The 11,848-nt window shown below is 55.6% G+C and carries 13 protein-coding genes and 1 tRNA gene; 2 read left to right on the forward strand and 12 right to left on the reverse strand.

All coding sequences use genetic code 11. From position 1 onward, the window contains the following. Nucleotides 1-148 precede the first annotated feature (148 nt). Nucleotides 149-1,237 (forward strand): hypothetical protein, encoded by a 1,089-nt coding sequence (locus ACLTXB_RS05205; protein ID WP_008980302.1) that lies wholly within the window; start codon nt 149-151, stop codon nt 1,235-1,237. A gap of 41 nt (nt 1,238-1,278) precedes the next feature. On the opposite strand, the gene ACLTXB_RS05210 is transcribed toward ACLTXB_RS05205, so the two are convergent. The 12 genes from ACLTXB_RS05210 to ACLTXB_RS05265 all read right to left on the reverse strand — a co-directional run bounded on the left by ACLTXB_RS05210 (nt 1,279) and on the right by ACLTXB_RS05265 (nt 11,175). Beyond that, a complete protein-coding gene (locus ACLTXB_RS05210) occupies nt 1,279-1,491 on the reverse strand; it encodes a hypothetical protein (RefSeq protein ID WP_008980303.1) in 213 nt (70 codons plus the stop codon). A 33-nt stretch (nt 1,492-1,524) separates the two neighbouring features. Further along, nucleotides 1,525-2,706 carry a nucleoside recognition domain-containing protein gene (locus ACLTXB_RS05215; RefSeq protein WP_428226268.1) on the reverse strand — a complete coding sequence of 394 codons (1,182 nt, stop codon included), beginning with the start codon at nt 2,704-2,706 and terminating at the stop codon, nt 1,525-1,527. A 288-nt stretch (nt 2,707-2,994) separates the two neighbouring features. Then, the gene (locus ACLTXB_RS05220) at nt 2,995-3,633 is read right to left on the reverse strand and encodes a hypothetical protein (RefSeq protein ID WP_428226269.1); all 639 of its coding nucleotides are present in this window, start codon (nt 3,631-3,633) and stop codon (nt 2,995-2,997) included. Next, nucleotides 3,630-3,863, reverse strand: a complete 234-nt coding sequence (locus ACLTXB_RS05225; RefSeq protein ID WP_110440917.1) for a hypothetical protein — start codon at nt 3,861-3,863, stop codon at nt 3,630-3,632. Before ACLTXB_RS05225 ends, ACLTXB_RS05220 begins: the two co-directional genes overlap by 4 nt. A 143-nt stretch (nt 3,864-4,006) precedes the next feature. Continuing rightward, nucleotides 4,007-4,083 (reverse strand) — tRNA-Pro (locus tag ACLTXB_RS05230). A 200-nt stretch (nt 4,084-4,283) separates the two neighbouring features. Further along, on the reverse strand, nt 4,284-4,814 hold the full coding sequence (locus ACLTXB_RS05235; protein WP_302667555.1) for a peptidoglycan-binding domain-containing protein: 531 nt from the start codon (nt 4,812-4,814) through the stop codon (nt 4,284-4,286). Continuing rightward, entirely contained in the window at nt 4,811-6,037 is a 1,227-nt protein-coding gene (locus ACLTXB_RS05240; RefSeq protein ID WP_428226270.1) for a peptidoglycan-binding protein, read from the reverse strand. The genes ACLTXB_RS05235 and ACLTXB_RS05240 overlap by 4 nt, the downstream gene beginning before the upstream one ends. 9 nt (nt 6,038-6,046) lie before the next feature. Continuing rightward, a complete protein-coding gene (locus ACLTXB_RS05245) occupies nt 6,047-6,445 on the reverse strand; it encodes a hypothetical protein (RefSeq protein ID WP_008980309.1) in 399 nt (132 codons plus the stop codon). A 178-nt stretch (nt 6,446-6,623) separates the two neighbouring features. Beyond that, nucleotides 6,624-7,631 carry an NAD(P)H-dependent glycerol-3-phosphate dehydrogenase gene (locus tag ACLTXB_RS05250; protein ID WP_008980310.1) on the reverse strand — a complete coding sequence of 336 codons (1,008 nt, stop codon included), beginning with the start codon at nt 7,629-7,631 and terminating at the stop codon, nt 6,624-6,626. 85 nt (nt 7,632-7,716) lie between these two features. Continuing rightward, the gene (locus ACLTXB_RS05255) at nt 7,717-8,373 is read right to left on the reverse strand and encodes a glycerol-3-phosphate acyltransferase (RefSeq protein WP_428226271.1); all 657 of its coding nucleotides are present in this window, start codon (nt 8,371-8,373) and stop codon (nt 7,717-7,719) included. A 3-nt stretch (nt 8,374-8,376) separates the two neighbouring features. Continuing rightward, nucleotides 8,377-9,702, reverse strand: coding sequence for a ribosome biogenesis GTPase Der (gene der / locus ACLTXB_RS05260; RefSeq protein ID WP_110440913.1), 1,326 nt, complete (start codon nt 9,700-9,702; stop codon nt 8,377-8,379). A gap of 42 nt (nt 9,703-9,744) precedes the next feature. Beyond that, nucleotides 9,745-11,175, reverse strand: coding sequence for a DUF512 domain-containing protein (locus tag ACLTXB_RS05265; protein ID WP_428226272.1), 1,431 nt, complete (start codon nt 11,173-11,175; stop codon nt 9,745-9,747). Nucleotides 11,176-11,505: 330 nt separating this feature from the next. Between ACLTXB_RS05265 and ACLTXB_RS05270 the strand changes: the two genes are divergently transcribed. Then, nucleotides 11,506-11,820 (forward strand): hypothetical protein, encoded by a 315-nt coding sequence (locus ACLTXB_RS05270; RefSeq protein WP_428226273.1) that lies wholly within the window; start codon nt 11,506-11,508, stop codon nt 11,818-11,820. Nucleotides 11,821-11,848 lie beyond the last annotated feature (28 nt).

Consider the following 11,848-nt stretch of genomic DNA (forward strand, 5'->3'; position numbering starts at 1 on the left):
GCTTGAATGGCATTCAAGAGGTCAGCGGTTCGATCCCGCTTATCTCCACCAAAATGACCACACCAATTACGGTGTGGTTATTTTTTTGATGCCGGGGAAGAGACCCGGTCTAATTTATTTGATTCCCGTTTTCTGGAGGTCCCTAGCTATGAGTTTCTCCCTTCCCAAATACCAGGCACCGGATTTTGCTGCTCTGGGGCTGGACAACGCGCCCGATGTGCAGTTGGTCCCGGCAGAGAAAGACGGTGTGATGCCTGAAAACTATCACGCCACCACTATGTTCCCCGAATATTTCCGCATCGGCGGACAATGGGTGCTGGCAGAGGACAGCCGGATGGACTGCGTGGCTGTGGTCCGGGAGGGCAAAGTGTCCGTGGTGGAATTTCGCAATGTGAAGCAGGGTGATCTGGTAGCAGTAGGCCGGTCTGAGGACGGCTCTCAGGGCATCTATGTCCACCCGGACTGCTTTGTAGATGAGCAGGGAGAGCAGGAGGTCTTTGCCTTCCGTCAGGGCCGCAGCCGGGAGACTGCTTACTCGGTGGACTATGATAACCTCTATCAGCTGCTGCGCTATGAGCGGCAGCACGGCAATATCCTGTGGGTCATGGGTCCGGCCTGCGTCTTTGACTCTCGGTCCCGGGCCGCTTTTGCTGCCCTGGTGCGCCAGGGCTATGTCAACGGTGTCATGGCGGGCAATGCTCTGGCTACCCATGACCTGGAGGCAGGCTACTTGGGCACTGCCCTGGGCCAGGACATCTACACCCAGCAGTCCCAGCCCAACGGCCACTATAACCACATCGACACCATCAATGAGGTGCGTCGGATGGGGTCCATCCAGGCCTTTGTGGAGTCTGGCAAGGTAAAGGACGGAGTGATGTACCAGTGCGTACACCACAATGTGCCCTTTGTGCTGGTTGGCTCCGTGCGGGACGACGGCCCTCTGCCTGAGGTGTACGGTGACGTCTATCAGGGCCAGGACGCCATGCGCAACCTGGTGCGAAACGCTACCACGATCATCTGTATGGCCACCACCCTGCATACCGTGGCCACTGGCAATATGACGCCCTGTTTCCGGGTCGTGGACGGAGAGGTGCGCCCCCTGTTCTTTTACTCGGTGGATATCTCTGAGTTCGCGGTGAACAAGTTGCGGGACCGGGGAAGTCTGTCGGTGAAAACCATCGTTACCAACGTGCAGGACTTTGTGGTCCACGTCAAACAGAATCTGTTGGGAGAATAAAAAATAAGGTTCGGTATCTGTACAGATACCGAACCTTATTTTTATAGTTGAAAATCCTCATCTTTCAGGGTGCTGAAATCCGCCTTTACCGGGCGGGGCGGGACCCGCTTGAGGGGATCGTATCGAAAGCTGCGGCAGCTGGAGCCGGCAGACATGACCCCCTTCTTCTCACAGATCACCTGGTCTCCCTCCAGGGGACGGCTGTGGGTGCAATAAGAGCAGCGGGGGTCCATCTTTTTTTGAAACAGGGCCATGAATCGGTTACCTCCCTTGTGTAATCTTCTCCATTATACCCCGGACAGACGGGATTTTCCACCGCTTTTTTTCACCACCCGTACGGCCAGAGCAAAAAGGAGCAGCCACAGGCACCAGGCAGAGACGGTGGAGATGGTCAGAGCCTGCTGAAAGTCCAGTACCACCATGGCCTCGGTCTGTTCTGCCAGATAGAAGCTTACTGGGGCATTCAGTGGGACCAGCCGGGTGAGAAGGCCCAACAGAGCGGCGGAAAGGGCTCCATGGAGCAGTTTACCAACAAAGTAGGTGCGCATAGACAGGCCGCTGTCCCCCAGAAAGGCCAGTACCTGGCAGTGGACGGACAGGCCGGCCCAGCCCAGCATGAAGGCGGCCATGGACAGCCGACCGGGTAGGGAGCCGTCAGTGAGGGAGGAGACCCCAGAGGAGATCTCCAGCACGCCCGTGAGCAGCCGTTTTGCCCAGGACTGGGAGAAACCCAGGGGGCCCAGAAAAAGCGACAGGAGCTCAGCCAGGGCCTCCAGAACCCCGGCCAGACTGAGCATCCGGATGACCACACAAAACAGCAGTACAAAGGCGCTGATGGTCAACGAGGAGGACAGAGCTCCGGTGACCGAGCGGGTAAAGGCAGCAGGAAAACGGACGGCCTGGAATTGAGGGGCAGTAAGGCTGCCCCGGCGGGGCCCCTCGTGGGGGCGGTAAAAACGGAACAGAAGCCCTACGCACAGGGAGGCGGCAATGTGTGCCAGGTATAGGAGCAGCCCCACGGTACCGCTCCCAAATACCCCTGCGCCCACCACGCCAAGGATAAAGGCTGGTCCGGCATTGTTGCAGAAAGCGAGCAGACGCTCGGCCTCTGTTTTGGAGCACTGTCCGCTCTGATACAGGGCAATGGCGGTGCGCGCTCCCACGGGATAGCCTCCCACAAAGCCTAAGGCCACCGCGCTGGTGCAAGCTCCATTGACTCGAAAGAGAGGTGCCATCACCGGCTGGAACAGTTTGCCCAGGTACCGGGACAGTCCCAGCTCCACAACCAGAGAGGACAGGACAAAGAAGGGAAACAGGGAGGGGATAATTACATTGCCGCACAGGCGCAGGCCGTCCTTCATAGCGGCCATGGCTTCCTTAGGCCACAGAATCAGCGCCAGAGCGGCGCAGACGATGGCGACGCCCAAAAGTAGCTCTCGATAAGCTTCTTTTCCCAGCAGACGGCCCAAGATGATCCTCCCCCTTTCTGCGCACAGGAGAGTGTATGCAGAAAAGGGGAGAAGGAGAACAAAGAAAAGTGGTACGCGCCTGATTGTATCCAATCGGAGGCAAGAAAAGCAGCGATTTTAGCACCGTTTTTTCCACTCCCAGGGTTTTTACAGGCATGTGATTGTATTGAGACGTCAAGGCTGCCTCCTGTATGGCAGCGGTGACCGTATGTTATTGGGTTATAGCCTATTGACATTGAAAAGGAGAGGACGGGATTGCTCCCGCCCTCTTTTCCTGTCGTTATTCCCTCATCTTATATCATATACAAGTTCTCTTTCAGTTCCTTCCATATCCATAAAAGTTACTACTAATTTCAAAGAATCGGACTCACTACTTTGGACTTCAAGAGGGACTTCAAAGTAGCCTCTACATTCACGGTTTGTATCTAATGGCTCAAAGATACTGTCATAAACATACAAACTGCTACCATCTGCCCCTTGCGCGTCCGCTATGGCAAATTCATATGTGTCAAAAGTATAGCCATCACCATAACGGATTTCAAAACCTATGTAGTTTTCGCTTTGACTTCCAATTTCAGCCGATTCTTTCCCGTTATATGTCAATTCAGCAGTAAAGAATAGAAATATATCCCCGCTTTCTGCCGTGTAAAAAGAATTCCCTGTTTCACTTTTATACTCATCATCTGCTGGCCGGAGATAATAGAGGCCGTTGTTTTCATCTGCTACAGCGTCACTAAACTCAATACCTGTTAAAGTAAATTCCCAATCGCCAGCAGTGCTTGTGTCTCCAATTTTCAAAACTCCGCTTGTCTGATTATTCTCACCATTTCCAGTGGTGGTATTGGGTGAATCGCCTATTTCTCCCCCGCAAGCTGCCAAGGACAACGTGAGTGCCACCGCCAGAATAAGCGGCAATATCTTTTTCATTGCTTCTTTACTCCTTCCCGCACGACCTCCGCAAAGGTGTGCTTGACAATTTGGGGCGTTCCCTTCATTTTGATGTACCTTGCAACCGTGGAGCCGCTGTGCTCTACTTTACGGCCTACCACCGCATAGTTTCCCGGCTTGGTATACAGGCGGTGTATTTCTATGATTTCACCGGGGGGACACTCCGGCTCAGCTATCAAATTTTTATTATACTGTAACATATTATACATAGATATACATATATTGTCAATTAATGCCGTGAACTTTCCACAGTAGTGGCAAAAGGAGAAGTATGTGCAGATATAAGGGAGGTAGATACAAGCGGAGTAAAATAAAAAATCCGCAATCCATTGAGTCTCAATGGATTGCGGATTGGTCCGAGTGCCGAGATTCGAACTCGGGGCCTCTTGAACCCCATTCAAGCGCGATACCAAACTTCGCCACACCCGGTTGTCGGCTCAGGACTCGTTGTCCCGGCGACTCGTTTATATTAGCATACCCCCGGGGAAAATGCAAGCTTTTTTTTAATTTTTTTCAATTTTTTTTGAAATAAGAATAATGTTGAGAAAACTGACGAAATATAACTGTATTTGCAACTTTTTTGAAAGGCACAAAAACTCCTCCGAGAAGAATTTCCCGGAGGAGTGCATTTATTTTGCGGTTACAAACAGCTCATAAAGTCTGGAGAGCATATCCCAAGTCTTCCGATCCATCACTCCCGTCTGTTCCAGCTGGGCCAGACCCTGGAGCCAGCGGGTATTTTCCACTGAGGCGTCTCCGTGATAGCCGTCGGACGGGGCATCTACAATGCCGTTGAGCTTCTGGCTAAGGATCTGGAACATGGTCTGGGGCAGAATCATATAGCCGCCGGACATGCCCGGGGAGACCTGGAACCCTTCGCCAGGGAAAATACGCAGGGAGCGGGTGGGTGAGACGTCCCGCTCCAGATCCACCCAGGCGGAGTGGATGGCGTCCCAGGTGCGCTGGTCCACCACACCGGTGACCGGAGGAGCCAGCTCTCGCTGGAACAGCATCACGGCCTCCAAGGTCTCCTCGCCAAACAGTCCGTCCATGGCTAGCTTTGGCAAGAAAGGGTAGCGGGTAGCCAGCCGCCACAGCATGTATTGAAGGTTGCGGACCGGATTGGACAGCATTTCCTGTTCCAATTCCATTCTTGTCATACCAATTTGACCCCCTTAAAGTCTGTGTTTCCAAGCTGCAGACCTCCGCCCGGGAACTGGCCCTGCCGGCTGGTGGTGCCGTAGGTTTTACCGCCGGTCTGAGCGGATGCAGTCTGGCTGAGCGGAAAGTTGATGTTATCGTTGCGTAGATCTCGCTCAATGCCGGTGTAGTTGTTATAGAGAGAATACCAGGTATTGGGACCGACAATGCCGTCTACCTGCAGTCCGGCCTGTGCCTGATATTTCCGTACCGCCTGTGCCGTAGCATTACCGTAGATGCCGTCTACCCGAATGGGGGTGAGGGATTCGTTAAACTCGGCGGTAAGGGCCAGCATATATTGCAGAATACGCACATCCGCTCCCCGGTCACCCGGCCGGAGAATACCGGGATACTGGAAGGAGAAAGTCTGGAACTGCTGACCCATACTGACCAGCTCTGAGAGCTGGTTGGTGCCCACATAGAGATAGACCAGCTTATACCAGGTAGCCTTGCCTACAATGCCGTCCGGCGTGAGATTGAAAATCTGCTGGAATGTTTTAACCGCCTGTTCTGTGCTCTCATCAAATACATTGGTGACCGGAAAGAGCTTGGGAATGGCAGGATAACTCTGGGAGACGCGGTTGATCATGGTTTTGAGAACCAGCACATCGTCTCCGGTGGAACCCAAGCGAAGCGGCGTGCTGGGATAGGACTGACCCAGGTTGCGCACCGGCGCATCCTGGACCAATTCAATGTCGTTTCCATAATAGTACCGTAAAATCTCCATGGCGGAATAGCCCTGCTGGGCCAGATCCTGGCTTCCCCATTGAGAGAGCCCAGCGCAGGTGACGGTGGTGCCGTTGCAGAACTTGGCGGCCAGAGGCTCGACAAATCCCTTGCGGCGGATGTAGTCATTAAAAATCTCGTCTACGACCTGACTGATATTCTCGAAAATGTTGCGGCCCCGGATAAACTTTTGATCGTAAGCAGTGGAAGATGTGATTTGAAAGTCATAACCCCGACTGGGATAGAACTCCGTATAGACCCGGTTGAGGGCGAAAGAGATAATGGCCAGCACGTTGGCCTCAATGGCGGCGGGCTCCCAGGTGGGATAGATCTCACTGGAGGCCACATTCTTGACGTAATCCGGGAAGGATACCGTTACATTTTCGGCCCACTGATCGGGCGGTCCCAGATGCACGGTAATGGTGCTGGGTACGTAAGGGACGACGGATACTGCCATAGCGCCACCTCACAGATTCTGGCCCGGAATATCCCGGATGCTGTTTTGCAGCAGACTGGACTGGCCCTCGGTGAGGGGCTCCAGCTCCATATCCTGGAGAGTCTCTACCCCGTCAAAAATCTGGACGCCCTCTACCAGCAGCATGGCATAGCCGGGGTGCTCTGCCCAAACGTCACAGATGGCGAAGGGGGGAAGCTGCGCGCCGGGGTGTGTACTTTCCCCGAGCAGGGGCGTAGGGATGCTGATCGGCTGTGTCATTCCACTGGAGTCGGTGGCCTGCACGGAGAGCAGCTTGTATTTGCCGCCCTCTCCCCGCTGTGTGACCACTACCGTGGCGTCTACCACCGGGAGTTTGGCCCGAGAGGTATATACCTGCACCACCAGCCGTCCTTTACCTTTCACTTCCATGTTGTTTCCTCCTTCTGGGCAGGTGTGAGCCTGCCCTCGTTTCCCCATGCTATGCGCAGGGTGAGGGAGGGGTGCGGAGAATAGAAAAACACCCCCAAGATCTCGAAGATCCTTGGGGGTGCTGAGCAGTTTAACGAGGCGAAGCGGAGCTTCGCAGGGTGTTCTTTGCCAAGCTTTCTTACAAGAAAGCGGGAGACTCATCCAGCTCAGAGCGCTTGGCGCGGCTCATAAGGTCTGCAATCACGGCATGGACATCCCGGCCGTTGTAGAGCACCTCATACGCGGCCTGGGAGATGGGCATCTCTACCCCGGCCTTCTGGGCCAGAGAACGGGCGTTGGCGGCAGCGTAATAGCCCTCTACTACTGCGCCGATCTCCTCCAGTGCCTCAGGTACGCTCTTTCCTTGACCGATCAGAATGCCATACCGGCGGTTTCTGGAGTGCATGGAGGTGCAGGTGACGATCAGGTCGCCGACTCCAGCCAGACCAATAAAAGTCTCCTTTCGGCCACCCAGCGCCACACCCAGCCGAGCCATCTCCGCCAGGCCGCGGGTCATGAGCAGAGCCTTGGTATTGTCCCCGCAGCCCATGCCGTCGGTGCACCCGGCACACAGGGCAATGACGTTCTTCAGCGCGGCACAGATCTCGGTGCCAATGCGGTCGTCGCTGGTGTACACCCGGAACCGGGGATTCATAAACAGATCCTGAACCAGCTCCGCATCCTTCAAATCGTCTGCAGCCGCTACCACGCCGGTGGGAATGTGACGGCCGACCTCTTCCGCGTGGGAGGGACCGGAAAGGACCACCACAGGACATTTACCCTCCAGCTCCTCCTCGATGACCTGAGAAAGGCGCAGGGAGCTATCCTTTTCGATGCCCTTCGACACCGAAATCACGATGGTGCCCGGATCAATGAGCCCACGCAGCTTATGGGCCGTTTCCCGCACGGCATAGGAGGGGGTAGCCATTACTACCGCTCCGCAGCCCTTCACCGCGCCCAGATCGGCAGTAAACTTCATCTCCTGAGGGAGCGGAACCCCCTTGAGCATGGGGTTCTCCCGAGTCTCCTCCAGTGCCACCGCCTTAGCGGGGGTGTGGGACCAGAGGGTAACGTCGTGACCGTTTTCCACCAAAAGCAGGGCCAGAGCCGTTCCCCAGCCGCCGCTGCCTACCACGGTAATCTTCATGTTTCCTCCTTCTCTTTTTCTTTTTGAAAAAGGTACATAAGGTATCGTAAGAAATACAAAGGTGACGCTGCGCGGTTAAGGAACCTCACTTCCTTTTATGCAGGGAGAACTTGTTTTCCGTGCCTGTGAGGAGCCGCTTGATGTTGCCGCGGTGCATGTACAGGATCAGCAGTCCGATGACTGCGCCCAGCACGGTGATCACCACGTTATGATATACAAACCAGGTAGCAAAGGGGAAGGAGGCGCCGGCCCAGCAGGAGCCCAGGGACACATACCGGGTCAAAATGGCCAGGATGAGGAAGCCGCCCCACACCACCAGAGCGATGCGCCAGTCGATCATGATGGCGATGGCGCCGCCGGAGAGAATGCCCTTGCCGCCCTTGAAGTGGAACATGCAGGGGAACATGTGGCCGAGCAGACAGAAAAGGCCAGCCCAGTATTTTGACAGTGCGACGACAAGAACTTCGTTGGCAATCATCTGCCGGAACAGGAACATGCCCACCCAGATGGCGACAATAGCCTTAAATACATCGGTGAGGATCACTACCAGGGTGAGAGGACCGCCGAAAGTGCGGTAAAAGTTGGTCAAACCTGCGTTTCCGCTGCCGTGGGTGCGCACATCATCCCGTAAAATATACTTGGAAACGATGACCGCTCCATTGAAACAGCCGCAGAAGTAGGCAATCACAGCGGTGAGCAGGGCAGGAAGTATAGCGGCAGAGCCTAAATCAGTCAAATCCATGGTTTAACCCTCCTTGTCTTCCTTCTGCCGGATAGTCAGCCGGATGGGCGTGCCCTCCAGGCCGAAGGTGGCGCGGATCTGGTTTTCCAGGTAGCGCTGGTAGGAGAAGTGGAACAGCCGAGCATCGTTACAGAAGCAGACAAAGTGAGGCGGCTTGATGCCGATCTGAGTCATATAGTAGATCTTCAGGCGGCGGCCCTTGTCCGTGGGGGGCTGTACCCGGGCGGTGGCGTCGGCCAGGACGGAGTTGAGCATACCGGTGGTGATGCGCATGGCGGACTGGTTGTTGACGTAGGTGATCAGGTCAAAGAGACGGTCTACACGCTGGCCGGTCAGGGCGGAGATGAAGATGATGGGGGCGTAGGTCATATAGCTGAGATCCCGCATCACATCCTTGCGCATCTTGTCCATGGTCTTGCCGTCTTTTTCGATGGCATCCCACTTGTTGACCACGATGATGCAGGCCTTGCCCGCCTCGTGGGCCAGACCGGCTACCTTGGTATCCTGCTCGGTGACGCCCTCCTGGGCGTCAATGAGGATGAGGCACACATCGCTGCGCTCGATGGCCATGGTGGCGCGGAGAACAGAGAACTTCTCAATCCGGTCATCCACCTTGGACTTCTTGCGCATGCCGGCGGTGTCGATGAAGAGGAACTTGCCCTTCTCATTTTCAAATACGCTGTCCACCGCGTCGCGGGTGGTACCGGCCACGTTGGAGACGATGACACGCTCCTGGCCCAGAATACGGTTGACCAGAGAGGACTTGCCTACGTTCGGCTTGCCGATGATGGCGACTTTAATGGTGTCGTCATCCTCTTCCTCCTCATCATCCGGGGGGAAGTACTCAAAGCAGGCGTCCAGCAGGTCGCCGGTGCCATGGCCGTGGACGGCAGAGACGGCGATGGGGTCGCCCAGGCCCAGGTTATAAAACTCGTACACATCGGGGTTCTCTCGACCGACCTGGTCGGCCTTGTTAACTGCCAGCACCACAGGTTTGCCGGAACGGAGAAGCATGTTGGCTACCTCCTGGTCGGAGGCGGTCATGCCTGTCTTCACGTCGCAGACAAAGACGATAACGGTGGCGGTGGAGATGGCGATCTCAGCCTGCTCCCGCATGAAGGAGAGAATCTGGTCGTCAGTGCCCGGCTCAATGCCGCCGGTGTCTACAATATCAAAGGTGCGGTTTCTCCACTCGCACTGGGCATACAGCCGGTCACGGGTGACACCGGGGGTGTCCTCCACGATGGACAGGCGCTGGCCGCACAGCTTATTGAACAGCATGGACTTGCCCACGTTGGGACGGCCCACAATAGCAACTAAAGGTCTCATGATAGTCTCACTCTCTTTTCTTCACTCAGCTGGGCAGAGCCGTCAGCTGGGATTATAGCGGTAGTATTCCCCGTCGCTTCCCGGGGGAGTCGTCTGCTCGATGGTAACAGGCAGACCAAGCATAGCATCCACCAGATCAAAGCCGCTCTCCGCATCCACTGGACATACGGTGACGCCCAGTTCCCGCTCTACATCAGCCACCGTCACATCGTCCAGGAAGACGGACTCTCCGGCGCGGAGCATGTTGGAGGGGATGAGCAGCCGCTGTCCCAGCTCCTGACCTTTCAACTGGGCAATGAGGTCCTGGCCGGTGACCAGTCCGGAAACAGTAATGGTTTCGCCAAAAAAGCGGTTGCGGATGGGATAGACCCGGCCCTGAAGCTGGGGGAACTCTTTTTTGGTTTTTTGCAGGATTTGATCAATGAAGGGTGCCGCGGAGACTCCGGTGGCCACCGAGAAGGGGACCAGTTCTCCCACCTCCGGCTCATCCAGAGCCATATCTGCCTGGCTGAGAAGCAGCCGGAGCATGCCCACGCCGTTTTCCAACTGGGCCATGTCTTCATAGAAGGATTTCTCCGGCAGAGGCAGCCCGGCCAAAAGATAAAATTCGTCGGAGCACCAGGCCAGGCGGGTACCGTGCTTCTCCATGAAGGTTTTTCCAAACGCCTCTACCTGGGCAATGACGGCAGCGGCCTGTTCCTGAGTGTAGGGAGCGATGGGGCACAGCCCGTCCCGGAATTTGGTTACGCCCACCGGGACGATGGCTACGCTGGCCACACCGGGATACATCTCAGACAGCTCCCGCAGTGTGCGGTCCAGAGCCGGACCGTCATTGACGCCGGGGCAGGAGACGATCTGGCAGTTCATGGTGATGTTGGCGGCGGCAAAGCGGCGCATGACCTCAATACTCTCTCCTGCCCGCTTGTTTTTCAGCATCTCCACCCGCAATTGGGGGTCTGTGGTGTGCACCGAGACGTTGATGGGGCTGATGTGCAGGTCAATAATGCGCTGCACCTCGCGCTGAGAGAGGTTGGTAAGGGTCAGGTAGTTGCCCATAAGGAAGGACAGCCGGGCATCATCATCCTTAAAATATAAGGTATCCCGCATGCCCGGGGGCATCTGGTCCACAAAGCAGAAGATGCAGTTATTGGCGCAGGAGCGGGCCCGGTCCATGAGATAGGTCTCAAAATCCAGGCCGAGATCCTGACCCTCTTCCTTGCGTACATGGGCGGTGCGCCGGGTCCCGTCCGGGGAGAGAAGGGTCAGCTCCAAACGGGGGTCGTAGCTGTAAAACTTGTAGTCCAGCACGTCTACAATGGGGGTGCCATTGATCTCCAGCAGGGTGTCCCCCGCCCGGACCCCGGCGCGGTGGGCAGGACTGCGGGGGTCCACGTGCCGCACGACGGTCATGCTCATAGGGGACTCCTTTCCGGCGGCGGAGAACTGCTCCGGGCCGCAGATGTTTTCTCTCATTCTCACCACTGCCCCAACAACCAAAGCGTTTGTTGGGGCAGGAAAAACCGAAGAATGAATTTGCGTATTTCAAGCGTTTTGTTTATTTTACAATAGAATGGGCCGTATTTCAAGGCAAACAGGAAAATTCAACGAAACGTCGCCCATGGGGAAAAAACAAGGGAAAATATGTGCGATTTTTCCAGAAGAGGTGTCTGCATTTTATGTAAAGTCATGGTTGCGTGGGATGCGGCAGGATGTTAAACTGTAAACTGTGATTTTAGAGCCTAATTTGGCCCCCTGTTGCATCAGTCCGGCCAGCGGCGTCTTGTTTGTTGAAGGAGGGCACCTGTGATGATTCAACGTGCCGATTCAAACCGAAAGACCCTTTTGGCTTTGTTGGTGGTGCTTGCCGGACTGCTTGTACTGCGGTACTGTGCCTTTGGCCTGTCCTATTATCCTCAACTGGACGACTATATCCAATATTGCAATTACCGGCAAAGTACAGAACCCTTCTGGGAGATGGCCCTGCGGGTGGGACTGCTGGCCTCCCGGCCTTTGGCCAACATAGCCGACTATTTTATTTGGAGCCCCCTGTTTGACCATATGTTGGTGGGAGTGGCCCTGGTCTGTGTGTTATACGTGGCCTGTGTGGGCATGATGTAGAGCCTGCTGAGACGGCATTTTCCGGTAG

It is taken from the genome of Flintibacter sp. (assembly GCF_046973065.1).

Coding starts and splice junctions, on each gene's coding strand:
- ACLTXB_RS05205 (WP_008980302.1), top strand. CDS start 149: ATGAGTTTCTCCCTTCCCAAATACCAGGCACCGGATTTTGCTGCTCTG.
- ACLTXB_RS05210 (WP_008980303.1), bottom strand. CDS start 1,491: ATGGCCCTGTTTCAAAAAAAGATGGACCCCCGCTGCTCTTATTGCACC.
- ACLTXB_RS05220 (WP_428226269.1), bottom strand. CDS start 3,633: ATGAAAAAGATATTGCCGCTTATTCTGGCGGTGGCACTCACGTTGTCC.
- ACLTXB_RS05225 (WP_110440917.1), bottom strand. CDS start 3,863: ATGTATAATATGTTACAGTATAATAAAAATTTGATAGCTGAGCCGGAG.
- ACLTXB_RS05235 (WP_302667555.1), bottom strand. CDS start 4,814: ATGACAAGAATGGAATTGGAACAGGAAATGCTGTCCAATCCGGTCCGC.
- ACLTXB_RS05240 (WP_428226270.1), bottom strand. CDS start 6,037: ATGGCAGTATCCGTCGTCCCTTACGTACCCAGCACCATTACCGTGCAT.
- ACLTXB_RS05245 (WP_008980309.1), bottom strand. CDS start 6,445: ATGGAAGTGAAAGGTAAAGGACGGCTGGTGGTGCAGGTATATACCTCT.
- ACLTXB_RS05250 (WP_008980310.1), bottom strand. CDS start 7,631: ATGAAGATTACCGTGGTAGGCAGCGGCGGCTGGGGAACGGCTCTGGCC.
- ACLTXB_RS05255 (WP_428226271.1), bottom strand. CDS start 8,373: ATGGATTTGACTGATTTAGGCTCTGCCGCTATACTTCCTGCCCTGCTC.
- der (WP_110440913.1), bottom strand. CDS start 9,702: ATGAGACCTTTAGTTGCTATTGTGGGCCGTCCCAACGTGGGCAAGTCC.
- ACLTXB_RS05265 (WP_428226272.1), bottom strand. CDS start 11,175: ATGAGAGAAAACATCTGCGGCCCGGAGCAGTTCTCCGCCGCCGGAAAG.